The sequence below is a fragment of the Bradyrhizobium sp. SZCCHNS1050 genome, assembly GCF_032484785.1.
Taxonomy (GTDB): Bacteria; Pseudomonadota; Alphaproteobacteria; order Rhizobiales; family Xanthobacteraceae; genus Bradyrhizobium.
Genome location: NZ_JAUETR010000001.1, coordinates 1,354,120 through 1,379,611 on the forward strand (window position 1 = coordinate 1,354,120; position 25,492 = coordinate 1,379,611).

Sequence of the window (25,492 nt, forward strand, 5' to 3'; positions counted from 1 at the left end):
CGACCGATCGCCGCAAATGGCCTCAGGCGGTATTGCCTGCGTCGACCGTCAGCACGGTGCCGCTGACATTGCGCCCGCCGTCGCCGAGCAGGAATTCAACCATCGCCGCCACGTCATCGGTTTCCGGCAGCCGCCGCAACGCGCTCCGGCCGGCGATGCGCCGCTGCTGCTCCTCGTCCATGCTCTGCGTCAGCTCGGTGGCGATGAAGCCCGGCGCGATCGCGTTCACGGTGATGCCGACCTTGCCGACCTCGCGCGCCAGCGAGCGCGTGAAGCCGTTGGCGGCCGCCTTGGTCGCGCCGTAGACGGACAGGCCGTTGTAGCCGGTAGAGGCGATGATCGAGGAGATGTTGATCACCCGCCCCTCGCCCGCGGCCATCATGTGGCGAACGACGTATTTCGTCAGGATCATCGGCGCCAGCACGTTGAGCCGCACCAGCGCCTCGATCTCCGAATTGTGCATGGTCGCGAGCAGGCCCTCGGTGCCGAGACCGGCATTGTTGACGAGACCATAGAGCGGACCGAACTCGTCGCGCACCGACTTCACGAAGGCCGGTAGTTCATCAACGATGCTGAGGTCGCAGGCGCGGAAATGAATGCCGGCGCTGCTGGCGCTGAACTCGGCCATCGCGGCGCGCAGTTCGTCGCTCTCCCGGCGGGCCACCGCGATGACGTCATAGCCCGCTCCCGCGAGCCTGCGCGCGATGGCGAGCCCGATGCCACGGCTGCCGCCGGTGACGAGAACATTATGCATCGGCGCGCGCCAGCTTGCCGGCCGGAGTGACGTCGAGCGCTGGCACGACGCGGATCATCGCCGGCACCTTGTGGGCCGCGAGACGCGCGCGACACGCGGCGAGGATCTCATTGCGGACCGTCTCACTCCGCGCCGGATCGGCATCCGCCGTCAGCACGACCTCGGCGACGACGATGCCGCCGGTGATCGGGCTGCGTCGCGACTTGGCGCGCGACATCCGCACCTCGGGATGGCCATTGATCACGGCTTCGATCTCTTCGGGATGGACCTTGAGCCCGCCGACATTGATGATGCCGTTGCGGCGTCCGACGAAGTAGTAGCGATCGCAGCGCTGCTCGACCATGTCACCGGTGTCGACATAACCATCCGTGTCGGTCAGGGCAGCGGCAGAGCGTCCGACATAGGCGTGCGCGGCGCGCTTGGAGCGGATGCGCAGCGAGCCGTCGACGACCTTCATGTCGACGGCCCCGCGGCCCTCGCCGAGCAGCGTCGCAGGAAAACCCTCCAGCCCATCATTGACCGCGAAGCCGACGCCGGCCTCCGTCGAGGCGTAGGCATGACCGATCGAAGCGTCGGGAAATGCCTGCTTCAATCCGTCGAGCACGGCCTGGTCGGCGATCTCGCCGGAGAGACGCACATAGCGCGGCGCAAAGCCTTCCATCGACCCACTCATCAGCAGCTTGCGCCAATGCGACGGCGTTCCGGACATGTGAGTGACGCCGCGCGCGTTGAGACGCGCGATGTGGTCCGCGAGCCCCTCGCCGGGATCCGACAGCACCATCGAGCCGCCGCCGACGATGGCGCGCAGGAAGATCTGCAGACCGCCATAGCGACGGATGTCGTAGAAGGTCGCCCACACCGGCATGGCTTCGCCAGGACCCGGACGGTCGCCGATGATCGCGCCGCACAGGCCATCCAGAGTATGCCCGACAATCTTCGGCACGCCCGATGTGCCTGATGTCAGCATCAGCCATTCGGTGGCGCGCACCGTCTGCACCACCACGGCAGAAGGCTGCGGCAGGGCGACCTCGATCACGAGATCGACGCCGCAGGCGTCGAAACGCTGGACCTCATCGGTCACGATGGCGTCGATGTCAGCATCGGCGATGATGCTGGCGAGATGCTTGCCCTTGAGATCCGGCGGACACAACAACAGGCGCCGTGCGACGCCGTCGATCTCGATCAGCGCGAGGCCGGCGAGCAACTGGCCGGAGGTCACCAGCAGCACCGAACGTCCGTTGAGCTCTTCGCTGCGGCCGCCAAGGCAGCTTCCACGCGACAGCTCGGCGAGCGATAGGACGTGACGCGGATCGGAGATCGTCCGCTCGGTCAGCGCCGCCCCGAGATGGTCGCGAAGGGCGAAGATCTCACGCGGGGACATTCTCATAGGCCCCGATGAAGTCGCCTATCGTGTTGGGGAACGTCACATCCTCGGACAGGGTGAACGGATCGACGCCGAGATCGTCCTCGAGACGGGCGACCAGGATGGCGAAAGCGAGCGAGTCGAAGCCGGTCTCGTGCAACGTCAGCTCGTCGGTCAGCGGCGGCAGCTTGACCTTCTGCTCGTCCGCAATCTGCTTGATCGCTGCAATGATTCTTAACCGTACCGACATGGGCCAATCCGCTCACTGTTCAAACGATGAAACCGATCATAGGGCGAGAAGGTGAAGGAAGCCGGACTTGCCAGCCATCTTTCGGGACCGTTGGTAAATACCCATCATGGCCTATGATTAAAATCATCTACAAACGAACCTCGCCGGCGAGGATCCGCGCATGGAGATCCTGATCGAGCGGGAAATATGCATCGGTCGCGGCGTCGCGCACGTAGAGTGGCTCGTGCACGATCGACGGATCGAAGCCGTCGCGCATCAGTTCCTGCTTCTTCTGCTTGAATGTTTCGGTCGACTGCAGCGACGACGTGATGCGGAGCGCCACCGGCCGCGCATAGGGCGGCAATCGGCGGGCAAGTTCTAGAGAGAGGCGATCGAGATCGAAGCTGTCGCCGACGACAAGCGCAGCCATGCCGGCGCGTCCGTCCCTGCCGGGCACGACGACACCATAGGTCGATGCTTCCAACACGCCGGGACATTGCAGGATCGCCTCGTTCACCTCGCTGGTCGCGACGTTCTCGCCCTTCCAGCGGAAGGTGTCGCCGAGACGATCGACGAAATAGAAGAAGCCCTGGTCGTCCTGGCGCATCAGGTCACCGGTGCGGAACCAGGCATCGCCCTTGGCGAAGACGTCGCGCAGGATCTTCTTCTCGGTCTCGCCCGTATCGGTATAGCCTTCGAAGCGGCCGCCTCGCTGGTCCGCCGTACCGATGCGGCCAATGGCCTCGCCGATCTCGCCGCGCGCGCAGACCAGGCACCGCCCGTCAGCTCCGCGCAAGGGTGCACGCTGGTCGGCATCCAGCTTGATGATTTCGGCGGGAAAGCGATGCGCAAGCAGCGACGGCACGCGCCCGATCGATCCCACCCTGCCCTCGACATTGTAGAGTGAGAAGTTGCCTTCGGTCGCGGCATAGAATTCCAGCACCTGGGGAATGCCGAAGCGCGCTTGGAACGCCTCCCAGACGTCGCCGCGCATTCCGTTGCCGCAGGCGAGCCGCAGCCGATGGGCGCGGTCGAAATCGGACGGCGCGGCGGCCAGCAGGTAGCGGCAGAGCTCGCCGATATATTGCACCAGCGTGCAATCGTGACGGACGATGTCGCGCCAGAAATTGCTCGCCGAGAATTTCTCGGCGAGCACCGCCGCACCGCCGGCGCGCAGCATGCTGCAGGGCGCGACGATGCCGCCGACGGAATGATAGACCGGCAGACAGTCATAGAGGCGATCGTCGGGACCTGCGCCGGTGAGGCCGGCAAACCAGCCGCCCCAGTTCATGATGCGGCGATGGCTGATGCTGGCGGCCTTGGGCAGGCCCGTCGTGCCGGAGGTGTAGATCAGCAGCGCGCGGTCGTCGATCGTCACGGCGCGGCGCTCGGTTGCGTCGAGCGCGTGCGTATCGATCGCGGCGATCGCGACGTCGAGATCGCCGCCGTCGGCAACCCAGACACGCGGCCCGCCCGCGATCACCGGCGCAACCTCCGTATAGGCTTCGTAGAAGTCCTTGGCGGCGATCACATGAACTGGCCGGGCCACGTTCATGCAATGCGCGAGCGACGGTCCGATCAGATTGGTGTTGATGAGCGCAACCGTGCCGCCGACGCGGCTGATCCCAAGCCAGGCGGCCAGGTAGTCGGGCCGGCTCGGCATCATCAAAGCGACCGTGTGACCAGGCCCGATGCCGTTGGCCAGCGCCCAGCGGGCGTATCGGTTGATGCGCGCAGACAGGGCAGAATAGCTCAGCGTCTCGCGATCAGAGACCAGCGCCGGCCGTTCGGGCTGCTTCGCAGCCCAGTCGTCCACCACGTCGGCGAAAAGCCGCGCCGGCTCTGCCTCGATGCGCGAGGTCAGCTCGATCGCCTTCAGCCAGATCTTCGCCGCCGACGGCTTCCGAGGGGCCGTGCTGAGTTCCACAGATCGATCCGACTGCCCGGAGTTCATGAACGCCCTCACCCCAATTCGGCGTGCTTATAGGCCGGGTGGCCTGACCGGCCGTTAATCGGGAGGGTTAACCGGCCGAGAGTGCGTCGCTGTTGATGCGAATGCGATCCTTTACGAAGTTCTCGGAAATGCCGGTTAGCGTACCGCTCCCAGAACATGCCAACGCGAAGGCCGGCATGCCCAAGGACACGATGACACGACGCGCCTTGCTGCGCTGCGCCGCCTGGAGCAGCGTTGCAGCCATGACTTCGACCACGGCGTTCGCCGGAGTTGATGCGCCCTATCCGGCTCAGCCCGTCACCTGGGTCATTCCGTTTGCCCCGGGCGGAGCCACCGGCCGGCTGTCGCTCTTGATCTGCGACCGGCTGACCCGCCGACTGGGCCAGCCCTTCGTGCTCGATCACCGGCCGGGTGCGGGCGGCGCGACCGCCACCAAGAGCGTCGCGAGCGCCGCGCCGGACGGCTACACGATCCTTGCGACCTCGACCGCCAACGTCATTACGGCCTCGACCGACGGCTCGCCCGGCGCCGAGGGCGATCTCATCCCCGTCGCCGGCATGGCGCGCATGCCGCTGCTGCTGCTGGTCAGCCGGCAGCTGCCGGTCGAGACGCTGCCGGAATTCCTGGCCTATGCGAAGGCCAACCCGGGCAAGCTCAGCGTCGGCTCCGCCGGTCCTGGCACCGTCCAGCTGCTGTCGGCCGAGCTGTTCCGGACCCTCGGCGGCATCACCTGGTCAGTCGTGCATTATCGTGGCTCGGGGCCTGCCCTGACCGACCTCGCCTCCGGCCATATCCACGCGATGTTCGACAACGCCGCTTCCGCCGTCGACCTCCTGCGCAGCGGCAAGGTCCGGGCGCTGGCCGTCACGACGCGCGAGCACGCCGCCGCCTTCCCCGATCTGCCGCCGGTCGCCGACGTGCTGCCGGCGTTCGAAACCTCCGGCTTCTATGGCGTCGCGGTGCCGCACGGCACGCCGAAAGCCATCGTCGAGCTGCTCAACCGCGAGATCAACGCCGCGCTGGCCGATCCCGACATCAGCAGGCAGTTCGCGGAGGTCGGCGCCACGCCGCTCACCGGCGACGTCGGCGTCTATGCCGCGACCTACCGCGCCGAGATCATGCACTGGCGCAAGCTGGTCCCGCAGGTGAGCGCGAAGAACTGACCTCCGCGCCCGGCGACCCGCCTGCCTCAGGCCCCCGCGACGCCCAGCAGTACCAGCCGGTTGAGACGGGCCGCGAAGGCGGCCGGATCCTCCGGCAGTTCGCCGTCGAGGATCTGCGCCTGTTCGAGCAGCAGGAACGACAGATCGTCGACCTTGGCCTTGTCGGCGGCGGCCTTGGCGACCGCCACGACCAGCGGATGGCGCAGATTGATCTCGAGGATCGGCTTGGTGCGCGCCCCGCGCGCCTGCTGCGACAGGATGCGCTCCAGCTCGCGATCCGGACCATGGCTGCCGGCCACCAGGCACGACGCGCTGGTGGTAAGCCGGGTCGAGACCTTCACGTCGGTGACGTGGTCGCCGAGGCTCGCCTTGATCAACGCGATCGTGTTGGCTTCGTCGGCCGCCGGCTGCGCCTCGTCCGCTTGCGTCGGCTCGGTTACCGGGATCGGGTCGAAATTGATGTCGCCCTGGCTCAGCGACTTCAGCGGCTTGCCGTCGAACTCCAGCCGTGCCGAGGTCCAGAACGCATCGACCGGATCGGTGAGGAGCAGCACTTCGACGCCGCGCGCCTTGGCGGCCTCGAGCCGCGGATTGGACTTCAGCCGCTCGATGCTGTCACCAACCAGGAAATAGATCTCGGTCTGGTTCTCCTTGAGACCCTCGACATATTGCTTCAGCGATCGCCGCTCGCCCGATGTCGTGGTGAAGCGCGACAGCGCCAGCAGCTTGTCGCGGCGCTCGAAATCCTCGTACAGGCCTTCCTTGATCACGGCGCCGAACGAATCCCAGATCTTGTCGAAGTTTTCGGCATCCTTGTCGGCGAGCTGCTCCAGCTCGCCGATCACGCGCGTGGTCACGGCCTTGCGGATCTGCGCCAGCTGCGGATTGTTCTGCAGCATCTCGCGCGACAAATTGAGCGGCAGGTCCTCGCTGTCGATCACTCCGCGGATGAAGCGCAGATAGGCCGGCATCAGGTCGGCGTCATCGGTGATGAAGACGCGGCGAACATAGAGCTTGACCTTGCCCTTGCGCGCCGGCTCGAACAGGTCGAACGGCTTGGTCGACGGCGCGAACAGCAGCACCGCGTAGGAATAGCGGCCCTCGGCCCGGTAGTGCAGCGTCATCGCCGGCTCGTCGAACGCGTGCGCAATCGACTTGTAGGCCTTGCTGTAGTCCTCGGACGTCAGCTCGGACTTCGAGCGCTGCCACAGCGCGCTGGCGGAGTTGATCTGGCGCGGCTCGCCCTCCTCCGGCACCAGCATGATCGGAAACTGGATGTTGTCGGAATAGGCGGTGACGATGCGCTCGATCTCATAGGTTTCGAGATATTTCTTGGCGTCGTCCTTGAGGTGCAGCACGATCTCGGTGCCGCGCGTCACCCGCTTGGCATCCTCCTCGGACGCGGGCGCCACCTCGAAGCCGGCGCCGCCCGACGAGGTCCACGTCCAGACCTCGCTGCCGCCGGCACGGCGGCTGATCACGACGATGCGGTCGGCGACCATGAAGGCCGAGTAGAAGCCGACGCCGAACTGGCCGATCAGGCCGGTGCCGTCCTTGGCCTCGGCCAGCTTCTGCACGAACGCCTTGGTGCCGGAGCGGGCGATGGTGCCGAGATGGTCGATCAGTTCCTGGCGCTCCATGCCGATGCCGCTGTCGGCGATGGTCAGCGCATCAGCGGCCTTGTTCGGGATGATGCGGATCTGCGGCGCCTCGCCCTCGCCGATCAGGTCGGGTCTGGCGATCGCCTCGTAACGCAGCTTGTCACAGGCGTCCGAGGCGTTCGAAATCAGCTCGCGCAGGAAAATGTCGGTCTCGGAGTAGACCGAATGCACCATCAGATGGAGCAGCTCGGAGACTTCGGCCTGGAAGGAATGGCTAACGGTGGCGGTGTCGGTCATCGTCGTACGTTGGCCCATGCTATCAGGGGTGGAGAGAGACCGTCGATATAGCGCGGCGGCGGCACCGATCAAGCCTTTCGGCCGGGGGGATCATCGAGCGATCGTTCGGCGGCCGCGAGCAGCTTGTCGATGACCGTGTCGAGGGTCGCGATCTCGGCGGCCGAAAGCACGCTGAGCAGCTCGGCCTCGCGCGCCAGCGCATGGGGCACGATTCTGCGGTACAGCGCCCGCCCGGCGGCCGTCAGCGCCACGATCCGCTCGCGGCCGTCCTCGGGATCGCGGCTGCGGCTGACGATCCCGCGCGCCTCCAGACTCTGCATGGCGCGGCTGACGTTCATCTTGTCGAGCGTCGTCAGCCGGCCGATCTGCTTGGTCGGCAATTGCGGCTGCTCGCCCAGCGCCGCCAAGATGCGCCATTCCTGGCGCGACAGCGCGAACCTGTCGCCGTAGACCTCCGCCACCGCCAGCGACACCTGCTCGGCGAGCCGGGCCAGCCGGTAGGGAAAATAGCGCTGCAATCGGAGCTCGCGCTCCGTGGCCGCCTCGCCCTGCTTGCGGTCCCGCATGTCGCTGGCCAGCTTCGTCATCGCGTCCTCTGCCCTCGTCCGTTCCGGGCGCTCGCCCCTGGCGACCTCAATCCGATCCCAATCGGGTTGATCTGGATCAAGGCGACCAGATCGTATCATCCGTTACCATCTTGCCAACCACGAACATGGGAGGAGAAGACATGCAGATCGAGAAGATCCATCACGTCGCCTATCGCTGCGTCGACGCCAAGGCCACGGTCGAGTTCTACAAGAAGGTCCTCAACATGGACCTGCTCGGCGCCATCGCCGAGGACAAGGTGCCCTCGACCAAGGCGCCCGATCCGTACATGCACATCTTCCTGGATGCGGGAAACGGCAACATCCTCGCCTTCTTCGAGCTGCCGAACTCGCCGCCGATGGGCCGCGATCCGAACACCCCGGAATGGACCCAGCACATCGCCTTCCAGGTCAAGGACATGGAGGAGCTGGAAGAAGCCAAGGCGCGCGCCGAGGCCGCCGGCCTCGACGTCGTCGGGATCACCGACCACACCATCTTCAAGTCGATCTATTTCCATGATCCGAGCGGCCATCGGCTGGAGATCGCGGCCTGGACTGCAACGCCCGAGCAGATCGCGCGGATGAAGTCGGTCGCCCACGCCATGGTCGACGAATGGGCGACCACCAAGAAGCCGCCGCGGCACACCGCCTGGATGCACGAGAAGGAATTCGCAGGCAGCGACTGAGCGATTGCTCGTCCCGACAGTCCCGACCGCAACGCGCCAGGCGAGGCAGCCATGAGCAACTATGTCTATCCGCGATTTCCCTATGTCTGCTCGGTAGAGCAGCGCAGCGGCGAGACCCGCCGCCATCCGATCGTCGTGATCGGCGCCGGGCCGATCGGCCTGACGGCGGCGCTCGATCTCGCCGCCCGCGGCCAGCCGGTGGTCGTGCTCGACGACAACGACACCGTCAGCATCGGCTCTCGCGCCGTGTGCTACGCCAAGCGCCCGCTCGAGATCTGGGATCGGCTCGGCTGCGCCGCGCCGATGGTGGAAAAGGGCGTGAGCTGGAACATCGGCAAGGTGTTCTTCCGCGACCAGCTCTCTTATCAATTCGATTTGCTGCCCGAGCCCGACCATCGCTGGCCGGCAATGATCAACCTGCAACAATACTATCTCGAGGAGATTCTGGTCGATGCCTGCAACAGGACTCCGCTGATCGATCTGCGCTGGAAGCATCGGCTCGTCAGCCTCAAGCAGACCGACGACTTCGCGCAGCTCGCGGTGGAGACGCCGGACGGCATCTTCACCATGGAGGCGCAGTGGGTGATCGCCTGCGACGGCGCCAATTCCGATACGCGGCGCATGGTCGGCGCCGAGTTCACGGGCCAGTTCTTTCAGGACCGCTTCCTGATCGCCGACGTCAGGATGAAGGCGGAGTTTCCGACCGAGCGCTGGTTCTGGTTCGATCCGCCGTTCCATCCGGGGCAGTCGGTGCTGCTGCATCGCCAGTCCGACAACATCTGGCGCATCGACTTCCAGCTCGGCTGGGACGCCAATCCGGACGAGGAGAAGAAGCCCGAGCGCGTGATCCCGCGCATCCGGGCCATGCTCGGCGAGAGCACCGAATTTGAGCTCGAATGGGTGTCGATCTATCAGTTCGCCTGCCGCCGGATCGACAATTTCCGTCACGGCCGCGTCCTCTTCGCGGGCGACGCGGCGCACCAGGTGTCGCCGTTCGGCGCCCGCGGCGCCAACACCGGCGTGCAGGACATCGACAACCTCGCCTGGAAGCTGGCAATGGTGCTGCGCGGCGAGGCGCCGGAGAGCCTGATCGACAGCTATCACGAGGAGCGCGCCTTTGCCGCCGACGACAACATCCTGAACTCGACGCGCGCGACCGATTTCATCACGCCGAAGACGCAAGCGAGTCGCCTTTACCGCGACGCCGTGCTCGACCTCGCACAGAACCACAGCTTTGCGCGGCCGCTGGTCAACAGCGGCCGGCTGTCGACGCCGACGCCCTATGTCGCGTCGTCGTTGAACACGCCTGACGGCGGCAGCGTCCCCGGCGCGATGGCGCCTGGCACCAATGCCGCCGATGCGCCGGTGACGATCGCGGGCGAGCCCGGCTGGTTGCTGAACTGTCTCGGCTCCGGCTTCACCGTGGTCACGTTCGACCCCGCCGTGACGGCCGAGCAGCTCACCATCGACGGCATCACGGCGCAGGTGATCGTCGTCGGTCGCGACATCGCCGATGCCACGGGCCTGCTCGCGGCACGATACGGCGCCTCGCCCGGCACGACCTATCTGTTCCGTCCCGATCAATATGTCACCGCCCGCTGGCCGCAGTTCGACGGGGACGCGATCACGGACGCGGTCCGGCGCGCCTGCGGCAGGCGCGGCGCGGTCCAGCAGGAGCTTGCAGCATGAGCCTGACCCTAACCCCGAACATCAGCGATCCCGACGACTTCTATGCCGAGCTGATCGGCGGCCAGCGCGACCTCGGCGAGGACGAGGCGCTGCGCATGAACGCCAGGCTGGTGCTGCTGCTCGCCAACCATATCGGTGACCGGGCGATCCTGAGCGAGGCGATCCGGCTGGCAAGGTCGCCCGCCGGCTGACGCAGGCCGCAACACGTCACATCGGCAGCCGGCTTTGATCCGGATCAAAGCCGTTTCTCCGCATTTTGCGGCAGACAGAGAGACCAGCCGGCGAGTCGTGCGCCGGCGCAGAGTCCGCTCGCCTGCGCACATTGCGGCTCCCGATCCGATCCCGGTCGGTTTCATTGTGACAACATCATAATGTCACGCCACATTCACCGAGGCCCTTTACGTCTTCGCCTCGTTCCACAACGGCACGGGGATTCGCATGTCGCGCTACTACAAGACGCTGCAGACGCAGCGCTTCGACGACTATCGCTACTATCATCAGAGCCGGATCAATCAGACGCTGCACCTGGTCAGCGCCGTGATCTTCCTCCTGTGCTATGCGCTGCTGTTCAAGGATCCGGCGATGGCCGGCCTGGTCGGCTGGCTCGCGATGCTGACGCGGCAGACCGGGCACTTCTTCTTCGAACCGAACGGCTATGACCACGTCAACGGCGTCAGCAACGACTACAAGGAGGCGGTCAAGGTCGGCTACAATCAGACCCGCAAGATCGTGCTGCTGACGGTGTGGGGCCTGGTGCCGGCGGCGCTGTTCGCGTTTCCGACGCTGTTCGGCCTGTTCGCCGAGCCGACCGGCCGGATGGACTTCGTCCGCCACGTCGGCCTGCTCTGGCTCGCGGTCGGCATCGGCGGCGGCCTGTTTCGCGTCATCCAGCTGTTTGCAATGCAGGATGTCTCGACGGGCCTGATCTGGGCCTTCAAGGTGCTGACCGACCCGTTCCACAATATCGCGCTGTATTGGAAGTCGCCGCTGGCGCTGCTGCGCGGCGAGTTGATCGATCCGACCATCAAGGACGCCTCGCATTGGGGCGCCGCCGAGGACGAGGCCGAAGAAGCTGCGCATCTCACCTGATCGCGAGTTCCCGCCGCCGGCCGATCCTGCGGCGGGAGTCCTCGAACAGACGGGCTGCAACAACATGGAACAACTCTCCTACTGCGCCGTTGCGGGCTTAGTGCTGGTGGCCTTCAGGAGCTTTCCATGTGTGACTACAGCCTCCATACTGTTGCTTCCCGTGACGCCAAGACTGCCGACGTGCTGGTCTCCTGTCGATTTCCCGGCACGGAGACCCGCGGCTTCTGCACCAAGGACGACCCGTTGACCGCCGTCTGCCTGCGGCCGGGCACGGAGCTCGCCTTCGAAGACGATGTCCGCATCAAGGGCTTCTTCTTCCGGCGCAAGGTCGGCGCCCATCTCGCCCGCTTCCGGCAGGTCGACACCAACAAGCCGACCGAACATCACGATGCGCTCGAATTCTCCAATGGCCGAATCGTCAAGGTCACCGACCTCGCCACCGGCCAGCGCGCCCGCGTGCTGCAGATGCCGGCCGATCCGGCCGCCAAGCGCACGACCGTACCGCTCACGATCGAGCTGCGGGCGACGCAGCTCTGAAAACGTCGACATGGCCGGCGTCAGCGCCGCGGCGGCGCTGGCGTCGGGCATGACCAGCTGAAGACAATGCGCGTCGTCGGAGGCTGCGGGCCCGCCCCCTGATGACATCCTGAACATGTGATCTTGCATGCGTGTTCGCGATCCCGCGGCACGATCGGTGCCCGAGTGATGCGGCAGTCGTCCCTCTGAAAATGAGAGGGCGCGGGGAAGGCCGGGTGCTGACCGCGGCCCATGGCCCGCCTGCAACAAGAAAGCAGGCGGCAGTCACCACAGGTCGGGCCTGACAACCGGCCTCCCCCGCGCGATCGGTTTTAACGGTGTCCTTCGCGCTCTCCCTGGGGATCGGCGTTCTTGCCCCCATCGCCCGCCCCGAGCCGTCACAGCATCGAAAGCGAACTTGACCTCAGCGTCGAGAGGCCAGGACCACACGACTTCGCCGTCCGCGCCGAACTGCGCTCGTCTGGCGCAGCCGTCACGTCCATCGCAGCCCACCTCCACGTTCGTGACGACGCGTACGTCCCTCTGCACGAGGCGGGATAGGGAGAGAAAAACATGATTTCGGAAAAATAGCAACAAAAATCTTCTTCTCGGTGGCCTCGACGGGGCGATCGCGCTGAAGCAGCGATCAAGACCTGCGTTTTGGCCCGCGCTTCGCTGTGCAGCAGCGAGCGCAGCAAGCAACTGACCGCATCCATTGGACAGATCAAACGCCGTGGCTCTCGCGCGCGCTGCCGGCTATGATGGAGCAGTATGACCGCTTCATCCGACAGATTGCCCACCGGTGGCTTCGCTTCTCTCGTCCCCGAGCTCGACGTCAGTGACCTCGATGCGAGCAAGAGCTTCTGGTGCGACCTGCTGGGCTTTCGGATCGCCTATCAGCGTCCCGAAGACCGCTTCATGTATATCGAGTTGCAGGGCGCACAGGTGATGCTGATGCAGCACAACGGCAACTGGGAGACCGCCCCCCTCGAACGGCCGTTCGGACGGGGGATCAATTTCCAGATCATCATTGATGACATCACGCCGTTGCTGGCCGCGCTTGAACAAGGGAACTGGCCGCTATTCGAAGAATGTCGCGAAGCCTGGTATCGGGTGGGCGAGCGGGCACGCGGCCAACGCCAGTTTCTGGTGCAGGATCCCGACGGCTACCTGCTGCGCTTCGCGCAGGAGCTGGAATTGAAATAGGCGGCCCGCGCGCGGTCTAGTCTCTCGCCATGAACGCCCACCCGAAAGCCCACTCCGTGCAGCTCATCATCTTCGATTTCGACGGCACGCTGGTCGACAGCCGGGCCCTGATCCTCGAATGCCATCGCATCGTGTTCGCGGACTTCGGGCTGCCGGTGCCTAGCGCGCAGGACAGCTTGGCGCTGATCGGCCGCTCCCTGGAGCTCGTGCTCGCCGAGCTCGCCGGCGACGGCGCTCCAATCATGAGCATGGTGCAGGCCTATGGCCGGGTGCTGCCGCAACTACGCGGCGATGCCGCCTTTGCCGAGCGGCCGTTCGATGGAATCGGCGAGTTGCTGGGCGCCCTGAGCTGCAGGCCCGGCACCGTGCTTGCGATAGCGACCGGACATACCTCAAAGGCCGTCGTGCCGGCGCTCGAAATGCTCGGCTGGCGCGATCGGTTCAGCACCATTCAGGCGGCAGACAAGGCACCGTCGAAGCCGCATCCCGGCATGTTGCTGCAGGCGCTGGCTGAGACCGGCGTCGCGGCTGATGATGCCGTCTTCATCGGCGACACCAGCTTCGACATGCTGATGGCAAAGGCTGCAGGCGTCCCCGGCATCGGCGTCACCTGGGGCTATCACACCGCGGAGCAACTCGCCGCGGCCGGTGCAAGCCGTGTCGTGACCACGGTCGCCGAACTACGGCGCTGCCTCGACGACGCACTGTAGCACCAGCCTCCAGCGCCCAGTCTCCTCAATCAGGCAGGTTGGTAAACTTCGGCCGCCAGACGCCCAGGATGACGTTCACGGTGGCGACGCCGAGCGTGACCCAGATGGCGCCCTGCTCGGTGCCGAAGTTGGGCGCAAGCGTCGCCGGATCGATCTGGCCGGCGACGGCGCGCGCGGCCTCCTCGGCGGCTTCCTGCATCGGTCCCTGCACGGCGGCAAAGCCCCATTCGAAGACGAGGATGCCGGAAGCGAGCTTGGCGAGCGCCCAGCCGGCGCTGTGCAGCGCGCGGTTGATCGCGATCGCCAGCAGGCCGGCGACCAGGGTCAGGCCGAGCGAGGGGAAGAACACGTAGCGCACGATGGCGCCCATCGCCGCGCGCATCTCGGCATAGTGCGCAAGCGACACCGACGGCTGCGGGATGAGGCCGAGCAGCACGACGAGGCAGGCCATCGCGCCCATCATGCCGATCGCGCCCATCGTGTGCAGAAACTTCATCAACCGTCGCATGGCATTCCCCCGGCGTCGTGAAGATGAGATCTGGTCCGGCAGGGATTGCGGCCCCAGCCAAGTCAGGCCGCGCTGCATGCGCAGGCTGCCGTCACCATTCATCCCTACGATCAGGATCGGCGACCGGATCATGCATCGGGACGGGAGCCTGTCTACCAGTGCCGCGTACCCGGCCCGCCCTTGAACGGTCCGACGACACGAGAGGTGATCCAGCCGCCGTAGAAATCGCCCTGTTGCGCGGCAACGCGCTCGTCGCCGACGAAGCAGGCCTCGACCCGCGAGGCATAGAACGCCAGATGGCCCGCGATCGGTGCGAATGGCGCCGTCGGCTGCTCGTAGCTCCAGGCGGCCTGCTCGGACACGCGGCCGCCGACCTCCAGCGTCCAGTAGCCGGCGACGCCCTTGAACTCGCAGAACGACCGGCCGGGCGCGCGCCGCAGCCACTGCATCGCGACATGCTGCGGCGGGATGTAGTAGACCGGAGGATGGCTGGTCTCGAGCACGCGATGGCCATCCTGCGTGTCGGCGATGGTGACGCCGGCAAATGCGACGCGCAGCCGCGCCGTGCAGCGCTCCAGCCGCGGCGGCCGTGGATAGTCCCACACCGATTCCTGGCCCGGCCCCGGCACGATGCGTTGCATGTCGCTTCTCCGTTGTGGCGCCACCGACCGCGCCTAGCGCCCGGCCAGCGCAAGGCAACGGCCGAACGGCGACAAGGGATCACCGGAGACGGATGGGGAGCGGCGGCCGTCGTTCCGGCTTCACGAAGGTGAGGCCGCCGGCGGAGCGGGCTGAGGCTCCTGCACAGCGGTGGTGCCGGTGCCCTGCCCGATGCGGAACAGTTGGATGTAGCTGCCGAGATAGAGCGGCGTGAGTCCGGCGACCGGCTGCTCAGGGACTGGCGGGTCGAGCAGCAGGACAGCATCGAAGTTCGACCGCCAGCCGGCCAGATAGCGCGCGAGCGGCAACACGTCGGCGGGCGGCGTGTCAGGTTGCAGCCAGCGCCACGCGGCGGGCTCGGCCAGCGGCTGCGCAAGACGAGCGAAAGAGGGACGGACCGTGATGGGCTGCTGGTTCGGATGGGCGAACATCAGCGGCCAGAACGCCCGCCGCTCGATCACGAGCAGCGCCGCCATATGGGAATCGACGTAGCGGAATCCGGGCAGGATCCGCTCGCGCCGGCTGGAGACGGGCTGCTCGTGGCCATGCGCGGCGATGACGCGCGCGCCGGGCTGCACATGCGCGATCGCCGCGCGCAGTTCGGCGAGGTCCACCCTGTGATCGATCCATGCCGATGCGATATCCGCGGTCCGAATCAACATCAGCCCCGAGAGGACGATGCCGACGAGCACCGCCTTCCTGCCGGACACGACCGGCTGCAAGCCGGCGAACAGCAGCAGGCCGCACATCGCGGCAAAGCGCATGTCGATCAACGTTCCTCCCAGCGCCGTCCACGGCGCGGCGACGAAGGCGACGAACAGCGCCGCCAGCGCCAGCGGAACGCCCGGCGCGACGACGAGCTGGCGCCGGACGAGGACCAACACAGACATCACCACGACCGTCGTGATGATCGTCAGCTCGGCGCTGGTTGTCAGGAACGGCGTCATGATGCGCCACAGCTTCGGCGGTCCGTCCCAGTCGCCGAGTTGCAATCCACCCTCGCCCAGCGGACAGAGCCCATAGAGCAGCACGGCCGGGCTGAGCGTGACTCCGAGCGCACAGGCAGCGACAGCGAACTCCCGCGCCAGGACCGGCGACCGGCGCAGCCGCCACAGCCGGTCGGCCTCTCCGGCGCCGATCAGGACCGCGAAGAACAGCAGGCCGAAGATGTGGCAGAGGAAGGCGGCCGCCGCGGCGATGGCGCCCCAGGCGATCGCGGGCAGCCAGCCGCCCCGACGGCGCAGCGCCACCCAGCCGGCGGCGCCGCCGAGGGCCAGGCCGAGCGAGAGCTGGAAATTCATGAAGCCGAGCAGGAAGACGCCGTCATAGGCGACGATGCCGGCCGCCAGCGGCCACAACGACAGCCGGCCGAACACCGCGCGGTGATAGGTGATGACGCCGACGAGCGGCGCGAACAGGCTGAGCGCGAGCAGGATGCGGCCGCCGACATGAACGTCGGTGACGCGCAGCAGCGCGACGCCGATCACGTCCATGCCGAGATTGGGCAGGATGCGCCAATTCGGCGCGTATATCTGCGACAGCACGGGATCGTCGGGATGCGCCAGCACGAACAGCCGCGCGAGGTGGTTGGGATAGTCGAGCACCGGCGGGACATCGACCAGCAGGAACGGCACCGCGAGCACGATGGCGAGCACCAGCGCCAACAGAATCCAGCGCCAGGACAGGTCGCCGGCGCTGGAGGCGGACACCGGATGATGGGGAGCTGATCGGAGGTCTGAATGCACGAGGAGCCCGGCCGGCACGATGGCGCCGGTCGCCGACGAGCACGATGGCAAATGCATTGAGGTACCCCATTCCGCCCGGGATACTTCGATACCATCCGACCAAAGACTGCAAGATGCCCTGAAACAACCTTCTGGTTGTGCCTAATGCCCCGTTACTTTACGGGGATTCCGCAAAGCTGGCGGCTCAAGCGATCGCCTGAAGATAACGCCGCACCGAGCGATCGAACGCCGCCTTCGCATCGTCGGCGATATTCTTCTGCCACCAGGCGCCGTAGATGCGATCGAAGGCCAGCGGCGCGACCGCATCGGCGATGCGGCGCACGGCGGCCGCGCCGAGCGGGATGTAGTTCGGATAGGAGTACATGAAGCTGACGTGGCGGCGATCCATCGCCACCATCGCGATGTCACCGGTCAACAGCGCGCCCTTGCCACCGGCACCTTTGCGCCAATGCAGGATGGTGGCGCCGGCAAAATGCCCGCCGGTCCGCAGCAGCACGACGTCATCCGAGATGGCGAGGCGATCGCCCGTCCATGGCACGATCGCCGGATGCGGCCGGGTGACGAAGGCGCGGTCGTCGCCATGGAGATAGACCGGCGCGTTGCCGAACGCGGCGCTCCAATCGGCGACCGCGCCATAGTAGTGCGGATGCGACACCGCGATGGCCTTCAGGCCGCCCAATGAGCGGACGCGGGAGATGGCCGCATCGGTCGCCAAGGGAATGCAGTCCCACATCACGCAGCCGTCCGGCTCGGGAACGAGCAGCGCGCGCTGGCCGATCGCAAAGCTCGGGTCCAGAGCGAGGCCGGTCAGCCCGTCATCCTCGCGCCAGATGACCTGATGCCGGCCAGCAAGGTCGTCGCGGCTGAGGAAGCTCTGTCCCTTCCAATTCACATATTGCCGCTCGTCCTCGCAGACGACGCAATGGCCGGGCGGCGCCTTCGTATCGGGAAACTGCGCGCCGCATTGAAAGCAGGTCCAGAGAGGCATGGATCACCGGTCGTCGAGATGGGATTGCGGAGGATAGCACGCGGACCATCCCGGAACACCGTCGCGCGCGGCTTCGTGATTGCCTAGTGTCGCCGGACGCCCGACAGGAGTTCTCGACATGCCGACCACGCTGCGCCGCGCCTACGTGGAGCCCGGACGATGTCGGCGCGCTCGAGACCGGAATCGCGCAAGGCGCGATCGATCCCGCCGGCATCGTCGCCATTCTCGGCAAGACCGAGGGCAATGGCTGCGTCAACGACTTCACCCGCGCCTTCGCCGTGCGCTCGCTGGAGACGCTGCTCGGCCGCTATCTCGCAGCCGACGCCGTGCGGCAGATCGCGATGGTGATGTCGGGCGGCACCGAGGGCGCGCTGTCGCCGCACATGATCGTGTTCGAGGCACGCGACGGGGATGACGCCGCGGCGCCGCGCGCTTTCCCGGCATCGCTGGCGCTGGGGCGCGCGCGCACGCCGGCGCTGCCGGGCGAGCATCTCGGCCGCATGCCGCAGGTCGAGCTCGTGGCCGCCGGCGTGCGCGCGGCAATGACCGACGCCGGTATCAGCGATCCTTCCGACGTCCATTATGTGCAGGTGAAATGCCCGCTGCTGACGATGGAGCGCATCGAGGCGGTCGAGGCCCGGGGACAGCGCACCGCCGTGCGCGATACGCTGAAATCGATGGGCTTCTCGCGCGGCGCCTCGGCGCTGGGTGTCGCGATCGCGCTCGGCGAGCTCGCCGCCGCCGATGTCTCCGACGCGACGATCTGCGCCGACGTCTCGCGCTACAGCGCGCGCGCGGCCACCTCGGGCGGCGTCGAGCTGCTCGACCACGAGATCATGGTGGCCGGCATGTCGGCCACGTGGAGCGGGCCGCTCGCGATCGATCATGCCGTCATGGGCGATGCCATCGACATCGAGCCGGCCCGGCAGGCGCTCGCCCGGCTCGGCCTGAACGTGCCGGGCCAGGTGGCGGCGGCCGATCGCAGCCGCATCGCCGCGGTGCTCGCGAAGGCGGAGGCGGCGCAGAGCGGCCGGCTGCGCGGCCAGCGGCATACCATGCTGGATGACAGCGACGTCTCCTCGACCCGCCATGCCCGCGCCTTCGTCGGCGGCGCGCTGGCCGGGCTGTTCGGCTTCACCGACCTGTTCGTCTCAGGCGGCGCCGAGCATCAGGGTCCCGACGGCGGCGGGCCGGTCGCGATCATCGCCGAGCGCCGCTGATCTCACGGTCGAGACCGCTGCAGATGCCGGCCCCCGCATGAAGGTCTACGCTCGGAACCTCACCAACCGCTCCATTCCGACACCTGCCACCGCGGCAACGTCCCGTTCACCCAGATCGCTCCGGGCGCCGCGTTCTACCTGATCACCACGGCGAAGTTCCGAGCCGCACACGCGCCCCGATCAGGCAACAGATTTGCCAGATTCCCGCCGCATCTCGCGACGCGGCGGGGAGCAGCTCGAACCGAAGATCGACCGAAGTGATCGTCAAGCGAACGATCCACCTCGCGAGACGACGTGAAAGACCACCAATTCTCTCATCAGCAATTGAATGACGGAGATCGGTTCAACCAGGAGGTTTCAACTGTTGCTACGGGGCGACAGTCTGCAAACAACTCTTATTCTCAGAAATGGATGGAAACTTTTCGCATTCCGGCCACCGGCGGAACCAGCTTTGGGCCGCTTTCCCCCGCTTCTTGACTTGCATTCGCAACAAGCGCGCGCCGGTTGCGGGCGTTGAAACGAACCCAAGTCAAAGTTTTGCGTAACGAATGGGGTGGTCGAGTATGGGTAAGGCAGTCTTTCCAAGGAGCTTGCGAGGGGCAAGCGGACACGAGTGGGATCCATCTCCCGAGATTTCCGGTGTGAAAGTCTCGGCAGTCGCGAGCCTGATCGCGGTTGCCTCGTTCTCCGGTGCCGAAGCCCAACAGGCGCCGCTGCCGTCCGTCACCGTCGAAGCCCCGGTGGCGCGCCCCAAGCCGGCCGCCTCGCGCCCGACCGCGGACCAGGTCCGCGCCCGCGACGCGATGCGCCGCGCCGCCCGCCAGCAACAACAGCAACAGGCCGCGGCGCCGAAGAGCAATCTGCCGCCCGACCGCAACCCCTATTCCAGCCCCGCCTCCGACTACAAGGGCGAGCGGCTGCAGGCCTCCGGCAAGTTTCCGGAGAAGCTGCTCAACACGCCGAAGACCGTCACCGTCCTGAGCAAGGAGATCCTGGCGGACAAGAACTCCACCAGCCTCAAATCCGCGGTGCTCTCCACCGCCGGCGTGACGCTCGGCACCGGCGAAGGCGGCAACGCGTTCGGCGACCGCTTCTTCATCCGCGGCTTCGACGCCCGCAACGACGTCTTCATCGACGGCGTGCGTGACGCCGGCGTCTCCGTGCGTGAGAACTTCTTCACCGAGCAGGTCGAGATCCTGCGCGGCCCGGCGTCGTCCTTCGCCGGCCGCGGCACCACCGGCGGCGCGATCAACATCGTGACCAAGCAGGCCACGACCGAGAACAGCTTCTACAACATGGACACCACGCTCGGCACCGACAGGACCAAGCGCGTGGTGATCGACGTCAACCAGAAGATCACGCCGACCTTCGCTGCCCGCGTCGGCGGCCTGTTCCAGGATGCCGGCGTGGCCGGCCGCGACTACGTCACCGACAACCGCAACGGCGGCTTCGTCGCCACCAAGTGGACGCCGCTGGACACCGTGACCCTGTCCGCCAACTACATCCACAACGAGGTGACCGGCCGTCCGGACTTCGGCGTGCCCTACTATCGGCCGAGCACGCTCACCGCCGGCGCGCCATTCCCCGAGGTCGGCTCGCCGCGCAACGCCTGGTATGGCTTCGTCAACCGCGACTTCTCGCGTGTCGGACAGGACATCGGTACGTTCAATGCCGAGGTGAAGGTCACTCCAGACCTGACTATCTCCGACAAGATCCGGGTGTCGCGCTCGACCCTGAACTACATCGGCACGCTGCCGGAAGGCCCGACGCTCACCAACCCGCTGTCGAATTCGACGATCCGGGCCAATCCGCAGAGCCGCTTCCAGCAGACCGACGTGCTCGCCAACCAGCTCGAGGCGACCTACAAGTTCGATACCGGCAACTTCAGGCACACCGTGCTCGCGGGGCTCGAAGTCTCGCAGGAAAAGGCGCGCATCAACAGCTACACCGGGTTGACATCCGAGCAGCAGGGCCTGGCGTTCGCGGGCAGCGGCTCGCTCTCGGGCGTGAGCGTGTTCAACCCGCAGTTCACCAACCTACCGTTCGGCATTCCGTCGCTGGGACAATTCCCGACGAACGTGAAGATCGACTCGGCGAGCGTCTACGCGCTCGACAGCGTCAACTACCGCGATCTCGTCATCCTCAACGGCGGCGTGCGCTACGACAAATACGACGTCCGGGTCGACGGCTTCGGCACCGTCAACGGCGTCGCCAACACGCCGGGTTCGACGGCGGCCTCCAGCGGCATGCCGAACTTCAACGTCGGCATGACCTTGAAGCCGGTGCCCTACGCCAGCTTCTATGCGGCCTACGCCACCTCGTCGAATCCGGTCGGCGCGGAGTTCGACGGCCTCAGCCCGCAATATGGCGGCCTGTCGGCGGTCACCAATGGCGGCGCCAACCAGATCTTCGGGCCCGAGAAGAACACCTCGATCGAGATCGGCACCAAGTGGGAGCTGCTCGACGGTCGCCTGCTGGTCACCGGAGCGCTGTTCCAGACCGAGAAGGAGAACGCCCGCGAGTCACGCAACATCACCAGCGCCGCGCAGGCCACCGCGGACTGCCCGTATCCGGCAGGCACCATCGGCTCCGTGCCGTGTCTCTCGGCCGGTGCCGCCTACCGCATCCGCGGCATCGACCTGCAGGCGGGCGGCAAGCTGACCGACAAATGGAGCATCTTCGGCGGCATCGTGCTGATGCAGTCCGAGGTGACGAAGTCGAACATCCCGCCAGCCAACACCGCGCTGTTCACCAGCAATGTCGGCCTGCAGCTCGCCAACACCGCGCACCAGTCGTTCAGCCTGCTGACGAAGTACCAGATCAACGACACCTGGGAGATCGGCGGCCAGGCGGTGTACCGCTCGAAGATCTTCGGCGGCACCTGGCTGGCGGCGAACCAGGGCACGGAGCTGCCGAGCTACTGGCGCTTCGATGCGTTCGCGGAAGCCAAGCTCGACAAGAACTGGACGGCGAAGCTGTTTGTTGCCAACATCTTCGACAAGCTCTACTATGACGCTCTCTATCAGAGTGCCACCCCGTTCGTGCTCGTCGGTCCGGGACGAAGCGCGTCGATCGTCCTGTCCGGGCGTTTCTGATCGCACACCCAAACCTGGGCATACATCAAGTGATGAGTTCATGCTGATCTGTGTCCCCGGAGTTCTGAGCAAAGACGATGTGGCGGACTTCCGCCACATCATGGACGACAGCGACTGGGAGGACGGTCGCTCGACGGCCGGCGCCCAGTCGGCCATGGTCAAGCGCAACGAGCAGTTGCCGCCCGACAGCGAGGTGGCGCGCAAGCTCGGCCACCGCATCATTTCGGCGATGACCGCCAATCCGCGCTTTCTCGCCGCAGCCATCCCGCAGCAGATCTTCCCGCCGCTGTTCAACCGCTACAGCGCGGAGTCGGGCCACCATTTCGGCATCCACGTCGACAACGCGGTCCGCGGCGACAAGCTCACCGGCCTGCGCATTCGCACCGACCTTTCGGTCACGCTGTTTCTGTCCGAGCCGGAGGATTACGACGGCGGCGAGCTGGTGATCGAGGATCTGTACGGCTCGCACGAGGTCAAGCTGCCGGCCGGCGACCTCGTGCTGTATCCCGCCTCGAGCCTGCATATGGTCACCCCGGTGACGCGCGGCGTCCGCGTCGCCTCGTTCTTCTGGCTGCAGAGCATGATCCGCGATCCCCTCGCGCGCAGCATGATCTTCGATCTCGACACGACGATCCAGGGATTGTCGCAGCGGATGGGACGCGACGATCCGGAGATGGTGCGGCTGACCGGCCTCTATCACAACCTGATCCGCTACTGGGCCGAGAACTAGACGACCGTTTTCAACGTTCCAGCCCTATTGATGCAGATATGTAGACCCTCACTGTCATCGTCCGCGAACGCGGACGATCTGGTACGCCGTGACATCTCGGTTCATCATCTTCGCGGATTGCTGGATGCACCGCCTTCGCGGAGCATGACAGCGGTCGAGATGGCAAGCGATAGACCCGGCATCGACCGCTGCTTCCAAGGAAACGCGCGTCTCAATATCCGCCTTCGGTCGCCATGCTCACGTTGTTTTCGATCGTCTACGAGCCGGGTTGCACACATGCAGCCCGGCTCATTCGTTCGGACGATGACCACATCGCTGCGGAGCCGTTCTCAGCCTTCGCGATGGACCACCGTCCAATCTCACAAGCGGCCGCCTGTCTCTTCCTTGAGCTGTCACACGTCCTTGACTGCCGGCAGACCGCCGCTTGCGAGCAGCACGATCTTGCTACGCCGGCAAGCGTGTGCGATTCGCGAACTTCAGCCACCGCTCGCGGCTTGACCAGATCGCGCGGGGCCCGTTTTTTCAAACAAACCTGATTCCACCGCACCCTGATTCGGATCTCGACGCCTTCGAGCCCTTTCCGGCGGCATCACGTCTCGAAGAACGCGCGTGATGCCCTCGCGCCCACCGAACGGGACCATCACGCCGGCGCCGACTAATTAGAATTGATGGAAGACCGAACGGCGGCATTTGCGTGACAGGCAGCCGCGTTGGCGGAACCGTGCACGGCTCGTCGCGCCCCAGGTCAGGACTTTCAGGGAGTTATGACGCGATGGGCAGCATCGCGAGCTCTTACGCAGATCACACGATTCGATTTTTCATCTGGCATCGCACTTACCGGAGTGACTGCCGACATTGATGTTCCCGCTTTGAGTCAACGCGCCGTCTCAAAACAGCCGGGTTACGACTAGAAGCATTACAGAGAAGATAACTACCAAGGGGTACGCAGCAACATGTTCAGGATCGTTCTTCATGTAGGAGCGGTGATCGCAGCCGTTTCGGCCGGCGCCATGGCGCATGCCGAGCAGCCGGCCACGTCGCCGAGACCTGGCCAGGCTGCCACCGCCCCGCAGACCACAGCACCGAGTCCGACGACTCCGACCGGCGCGAAATCCGTTCAGGCTCCGACGACGGCGGCCGCCACGCAGGCGCCTGCAGCTGCGCTCGCCAACGCCGCCAGTGCGCCGGCTCCCGTCGCGCACGCAGCTCAAGCTCAGGGCGGGGCTCCGAAGCCGATGACCGTCGGACAGGCGCAGACAGCCCCCGCCGTTGCCCAGCCCGCGCCCACGGCGCAGGCGGCCGCGCCTTCGCCGGCTCCGGCCGCGACCACGCCGCAAGCTGGTGCAACGAACCAGGCACCGGCCGCCGCAACGAACGACACCCAACCGTCGACCGCGACCGAAGCCGTCACGGACACGGCAGCGGGCGACAAGGCGAAGGACCAGGCAGAGAAGCCGGCCCAGGGCGCGGCACAAGGCGGTGCGCAAGCGGCATCACACGTGCCGCATGATCTGTCGCCATGGTCGATGTTCCTAGCCGCCGACATTCTCGTGAAGTCGGTCATGATGGGGCTCGCGCTCGCCTCGCTTGCGACCTGGACCGTCTTCATCGCCAAGACCATCGAGTTCTCCATCCTGCGCCGGAAGCTGAGCGGCGCGCTGCGCAAGGTCGACGACGTACGCTGGCTGTCGGAAGCCAAGCTCGCGCTGGGATCACGCCAGAACGTGCTGACGGCTCTGATCGACGCCGCCATGCACGAGATCAGAATGTCGTCCGAACTGCCGTCTCACGGCGTCAACGAGCGCGCCGCGTCGAGCTTCTCCGAGATCGTACGTGCCGAGGGCCGGCGTTGCCGGACCGGCATGGGCCTGCTCGCCACGATCGGCTCGATCTCGCCCTTCGTCGGCCTGTTCGGCACGGTCTGGGGCATCATGAACAGCTTCATCGGCATCTCGAAGTCGCAGACCACGAACCTCGCCGTCGTCGCGCCCGGCATCGCCGAAGCGCTTCTCGCAACCGCCATCGGCCTCGTCGCCGCGATCCCGGCCGTGATCATCTACAATCACTTCACACGGGTGACGAAGGGCTACATGGAGCTCGTGAACCGGTCCTCCGGCGCCACCGCCCGGATGTTGTCGCGCGATCTGGATCGCGGCCAGAGCCACCACAGCAGCCATCACGGCGAGCGCTTCGAGCCGATCCACGTCCACTCTGCGCCTCCGATGGCGCTGGCGGCGGAGTAGCTCCATGGCCGTCTCTCTCTCGGAAGGCGATGGCGACGATGATCTCGGCGAGACGAGCGACATCAACGTCACGCCCTTCATCGACGTGATCCTGGTGCTGCTGATCATCTTCATGGTGGCGGCGCCGCTGTCGACGGTCGACGTGCCGGTCGATCTCCCGACATCGACGGCCACGCCGCAGAAGAAGCCGGACAAGCCGATCTATGTCAGCATCAAGCCGGATCTGACGCTGTTCGTCGGCGAGGAGCCGGTGAAACGGGCGAGCCTGGTGAGCACGCTCGAGCACATCCCCGAGGCGGCGAAGGACAAGTTCATCTTCCTGCGCGCCGACCGGGGCGTGGCGTATGGAGATCTGATGGACGTGATGGAGCTGCTGCGGACCGGCGGCTATCCGAAGATCAAGCTCGTGACTGTCGAAGGCGTCTCACAGGCCGCCGCCCAGGCTGCACATTGAAACCAGTG

23 protein-coding genes are annotated in these 25,492 nt (G+C 66.1%); 13 read left to right on the top strand and 10 right to left on the bottom strand.

What is annotated here, in order from left to right; all coding sequences use genetic code 11:
• Nucleotides 1-22: 22 nt before the first annotated feature.
• The 4 genes from QX094_RS06265 to QX094_RS06280 all read right to left on the bottom strand — a co-directional run bounded on the left by QX094_RS06265 (nucleotide 23) and on the right by QX094_RS06280 (nucleotide 4,300).
• Entirely contained in the window at nucleotides 23-754 is a 732-nt protein-coding gene (locus tag QX094_RS06265) for an SDR family NAD(P)-dependent oxidoreductase (protein ID WP_315810637.1), read from the bottom strand.
• Nucleotides 747-2,135, bottom strand: coding sequence for an AMP-binding protein (locus tag QX094_RS06270; protein WP_316187678.1), 1,389 nt, complete (start codon nucleotides 2,133-2,135; stop codon nucleotides 747-749). Before QX094_RS06270 ends, QX094_RS06265 begins: the two co-directional genes overlap by 8 nt.
• Nucleotides 2,122-2,367: an acyl carrier protein gene (locus QX094_RS06275; protein ID WP_315716519.1), complete on the bottom strand. Its 246-nt coding sequence runs from the start codon at nucleotides 2,365-2,367 to the stop codon at nucleotides 2,122-2,124. Before QX094_RS06275 ends, QX094_RS06270 begins: the two co-directional genes overlap by 14 nt.
• A 127-nt stretch (nucleotides 2,368-2,494) precedes the next feature.
• Nucleotides 2,495-4,300: a long-chain-acyl-CoA synthetase gene (locus QX094_RS06280; RefSeq protein WP_316186077.1), complete on the bottom strand. Its 1,806-nt coding sequence runs from the start codon at nucleotides 4,298-4,300 to the stop codon at nucleotides 2,495-2,497.
• 176 nt (nucleotides 4,301-4,476) lie between these two features.
• On the opposite strand from QX094_RS06280, the gene QX094_RS06285 reads away from it, so the two are divergent.
• A complete protein-coding gene (locus QX094_RS06285) occupies nucleotides 4,477-5,463 on the top strand; it encodes a tripartite tricarboxylate transporter substrate binding protein (RefSeq protein ID WP_316186076.1) in 987 nt (328 codons plus the stop codon).
• A 26-nt stretch (nucleotides 5,464-5,489) separates the two neighbouring features.
• On the opposite strand, the gene htpG is transcribed toward QX094_RS06285, so the two are convergent.
• Together htpG and QX094_RS06295 are read right to left on the bottom strand one after the other, a co-directional pair.
• The gene (htpG, locus tag QX094_RS06290; RefSeq protein WP_410052233.1) at nucleotides 5,490-7,379 is read right to left on the bottom strand and encodes a molecular chaperone HtpG; all 1,890 of its coding nucleotides are present in this window, start codon (nucleotides 7,377-7,379) and stop codon (nucleotides 5,490-5,492) included.
• A 50-nt stretch (nucleotides 7,380-7,429) separates the two neighbouring features.
• Entirely contained in the window at nucleotides 7,430-7,948 is a 519-nt protein-coding gene (locus tag QX094_RS06295) for a MarR family winged helix-turn-helix transcriptional regulator (RefSeq protein ID WP_316186074.1), read from the bottom strand.
• 140 nt (nucleotides 7,949-8,088) lie between these two features.
• Between QX094_RS06295 and QX094_RS06300 the strand changes: the two genes are divergently transcribed.
• From QX094_RS06300 to QX094_RS06330, 7 genes are all read left to right on the top strand, one after another.
• The gene (locus QX094_RS06300; protein ID WP_315716514.1) at nucleotides 8,089-8,631 is read left to right on the top strand and encodes a VOC family protein; all 543 of its coding nucleotides are present in this window, start codon (nucleotides 8,089-8,091) and stop codon (nucleotides 8,629-8,631) included.
• Between the two features lie 51 nt (nucleotides 8,632-8,682).
• Nucleotides 8,683-10,320 carry an FAD-dependent oxidoreductase gene (locus QX094_RS06305; RefSeq protein WP_316186073.1) on the top strand — a complete coding sequence of 546 codons (1,638 nt, stop codon included), beginning with the start codon at nucleotides 8,683-8,685 and terminating at the stop codon, nucleotides 10,318-10,320.
• A complete protein-coding gene (locus QX094_RS06310; RefSeq protein WP_315716512.1) occupies nucleotides 10,317-10,511 on the top strand; it encodes a DUF2783 domain-containing protein in 195 nt (64 codons plus the stop codon). Before QX094_RS06305 ends, QX094_RS06310 begins: the two co-directional genes overlap by 4 nt.
• A gap of 247 nt (nucleotides 10,512-10,758) precedes the next feature.
• Nucleotides 10,759-11,409: an Mpo1-like protein gene (locus QX094_RS06315; protein ID WP_316186072.1), complete on the top strand. Its 651-nt coding sequence runs from the start codon at nucleotides 10,759-10,761 to the stop codon at nucleotides 11,407-11,409.
• 126 nt (nucleotides 11,410-11,535) lie between these two features.
• Entirely contained in the window at nucleotides 11,536-11,946 is a 411-nt protein-coding gene (locus tag QX094_RS06320; RefSeq protein ID WP_315753724.1) for a hypothetical protein, read from the top strand.
• Between the two features lie 750 nt (nucleotides 11,947-12,696).
• A complete protein-coding gene (locus QX094_RS06325) occupies nucleotides 12,697-13,131 on the top strand; it encodes a VOC family protein (protein WP_315753726.1) in 435 nt (144 codons plus the stop codon).
• Between the two features lie 56 nt (nucleotides 13,132-13,187).
• On the top strand, nucleotides 13,188-13,841 hold the full coding sequence (locus QX094_RS06330; protein WP_315753728.1) for an HAD-IA family hydrolase: 654 nt from the start codon (nucleotides 13,188-13,190) through the stop codon (nucleotides 13,839-13,841).
• Between the two features lie 25 nt (nucleotides 13,842-13,866).
• Here the strand turns inward: QX094_RS06330 and QX094_RS06335 are convergent, their stop codons facing one another.
• The 4 genes from QX094_RS06335 to QX094_RS06350 all read right to left on the bottom strand — a co-directional run bounded on the left by QX094_RS06335 (nucleotide 13,867) and on the right by QX094_RS06350 (nucleotide 17,742).
• Nucleotides 13,867-14,349, bottom strand: a complete 483-nt coding sequence (locus QX094_RS06335; RefSeq protein ID WP_315753730.1) for a hypothetical protein — start codon at nucleotides 14,347-14,349, stop codon at nucleotides 13,867-13,869.
• A 152-nt stretch (nucleotides 14,350-14,501) separates the two neighbouring features.
• Nucleotides 14,502-14,990 (bottom strand): DUF427 domain-containing protein, encoded by a 489-nt coding sequence (locus QX094_RS06340; protein ID WP_315753732.1) that lies wholly within the window; start codon nucleotides 14,988-14,990, stop codon nucleotides 14,502-14,504.
• A gap of 120 nt (nucleotides 14,991-15,110) precedes the next feature.
• Nucleotides 15,111-16,811, bottom strand: a complete 1,701-nt coding sequence (locus QX094_RS06345) for a hypothetical protein (RefSeq protein WP_315753734.1) — start codon at nucleotides 16,809-16,811, stop codon at nucleotides 15,111-15,113.
• A 127-nt stretch (nucleotides 16,812-16,938) separates the two neighbouring features.
• A complete protein-coding gene (locus tag QX094_RS06350; protein WP_315753736.1) occupies nucleotides 16,939-17,742 on the bottom strand; it encodes an MBL fold metallo-hydrolase in 804 nt (267 codons plus the stop codon).
• A gap of 86 nt (nucleotides 17,743-17,828) precedes the next feature.
• Here QX094_RS06350 and QX094_RS06355 point away from each other — a divergent pair, with 86 nt between their 5' ends.
• From QX094_RS06355 to exbD, 5 genes are all read left to right on the top strand, one after another.
• Nucleotides 17,829-18,962: a ring-opening amidohydrolase gene (locus QX094_RS06355; protein ID WP_316187679.1), complete on the top strand. Its 1,134-nt coding sequence runs from the start codon at nucleotides 17,829-17,831 to the stop codon at nucleotides 18,960-18,962.
• A 563-nt stretch (nucleotides 18,963-19,525) separates the two neighbouring features.
• Complete coding sequence (locus QX094_RS06360; protein WP_316186071.1) at nucleotides 19,526-22,057, top strand: TonB-dependent receptor; 2,532 nt, start codon at nucleotides 19,526-19,528, stop codon at nucleotides 22,055-22,057.
• A 40-nt stretch (nucleotides 22,058-22,097) separates the two neighbouring features.
• Entirely contained in the window at nucleotides 22,098-22,787 is a 690-nt protein-coding gene (locus QX094_RS06365; protein ID WP_315716500.1) for a Fe2+-dependent dioxygenase, read from the top strand.
• Nucleotides 22,788-23,740: 953 nt separating this feature from the next.
• Nucleotides 23,741-25,030, top strand: coding sequence for a tonB-system energizer ExbB (gene exbB / locus QX094_RS06370; RefSeq protein ID WP_316186070.1), 1,290 nt, complete (start codon nucleotides 23,741-23,743; stop codon nucleotides 25,028-25,030).
• Nucleotides 25,031-25,034: 4 nt separating this feature from the next.
• On the top strand, nucleotides 25,035-25,484 hold the full coding sequence (gene exbD / locus QX094_RS06375) for a TonB system transport protein ExbD (protein WP_316186069.1): 450 nt from the start codon (nucleotides 25,035-25,037) through the stop codon (nucleotides 25,482-25,484).
• Nucleotides 25,485-25,492: the final 8 nt, after the last annotated feature.

What these genes read in the sequence shown, in the direction of transcription:
- QX094_RS06265 (WP_315810637.1), bottom strand. Translation starts at nt 754, where the DNA reads ATGCATAATGTTCTCGTCACCGGCGGCAGCCGTGGCATCGGGCTCGCC.
- QX094_RS06270 (WP_316187678.1), bottom strand. Translation starts at nt 2,135, where the DNA reads ATGTCCCCGCGTGAGATCTTCGCCCTTCGCGACCATCTCGGGGCGGCG.
- QX094_RS06275 (WP_315716519.1), bottom strand. Translation starts at nt 2,367, where the DNA reads ATGTCGGTACGGTTAAGAATCATTGCAGCGATCAAGCAGATTGCGGAC.
- QX094_RS06280 (WP_316186077.1), bottom strand. Translation starts at nt 4,300, where the DNA reads ATGAACTCCGGGCAGTCGGATCGATCTGTGGAACTCAGCACGGCCCCT.
- QX094_RS06285 (WP_316186076.1), top strand. Translation starts at nt 4,477, where the DNA reads ATGCCCAAGGACACGATGACACGACGCGCCTTGCTGCGCTGCGCCGCC.
- htpG (WP_410052233.1), bottom strand. Translation starts at nt 7,379, where the DNA reads ATGGGCCAACGTACGACGATGACCGACACCGCCACCGTTAGCCATTCC.
- QX094_RS06295 (WP_316186074.1), bottom strand. Translation starts at nt 7,948, where the DNA reads ATGACGAAGCTGGCCAGCGACATGCGGGACCGCAAGCAGGGCGAGGCG.
- QX094_RS06300 (WP_315716514.1), top strand. Translation starts at nt 8,089, where the DNA reads ATGCAGATCGAGAAGATCCATCACGTCGCCTATCGCTGCGTCGACGCC.
- QX094_RS06305 (WP_316186073.1), top strand. Translation starts at nt 8,683, where the DNA reads ATGAGCAACTATGTCTATCCGCGATTTCCCTATGTCTGCTCGGTAGAG.
- QX094_RS06310 (WP_315716512.1), top strand. Translation starts at nt 10,317, where the DNA reads ATGAGCCTGACCCTAACCCCGAACATCAGCGATCCCGACGACTTCTAT.
- QX094_RS06315 (WP_316186072.1), top strand. Translation starts at nt 10,759, where the DNA reads ATGTCGCGCTACTACAAGACGCTGCAGACGCAGCGCTTCGACGACTAT.
- QX094_RS06320 (WP_315753724.1), top strand. Translation starts at nt 11,536, where the DNA reads ATGTGTGACTACAGCCTCCATACTGTTGCTTCCCGTGACGCCAAGACT.
- QX094_RS06325 (WP_315753726.1), top strand. Translation starts at nt 12,697, where the DNA reads ATGACCGCTTCATCCGACAGATTGCCCACCGGTGGCTTCGCTTCTCTC.
- QX094_RS06335 (WP_315753730.1), bottom strand. Translation starts at nt 14,349, where the DNA reads ATGCGACGGTTGATGAAGTTTCTGCACACGATGGGCGCGATCGGCATG.
- QX094_RS06340 (WP_315753732.1), bottom strand. Translation starts at nt 14,990, where the DNA reads ATGCAACGCATCGTGCCGGGGCCGGGCCAGGAATCGGTGTGGGACTAT.
- QX094_RS06345 (WP_315753734.1), bottom strand. Translation starts at nt 16,811, where the DNA reads ATGCATTTGCCATCGTGCTCGTCGGCGACCGGCGCCATCGTGCCGGCC.
- QX094_RS06350 (WP_315753736.1), bottom strand. Translation starts at nt 17,742, where the DNA reads ATGCCTCTCTGGACCTGCTTTCAATGCGGCGCGCAGTTTCCCGATACG.
- QX094_RS06360 (WP_316186071.1), top strand. Translation starts at nt 19,526, where the DNA reads ATGGGTAAGGCAGTCTTTCCAAGGAGCTTGCGAGGGGCAAGCGGACAC.
- QX094_RS06365 (WP_315716500.1), top strand. Translation starts at nt 22,098, where the DNA reads ATGCTGATCTGTGTCCCCGGAGTTCTGAGCAAAGACGATGTGGCGGAC.
- exbB (WP_316186070.1), top strand. Translation starts at nt 23,741, where the DNA reads ATGTTCAGGATCGTTCTTCATGTAGGAGCGGTGATCGCAGCCGTTTCG.
- exbD (WP_316186069.1), top strand. Translation starts at nt 25,035, where the DNA reads ATGGCCGTCTCTCTCTCGGAAGGCGATGGCGACGATGATCTCGGCGAG.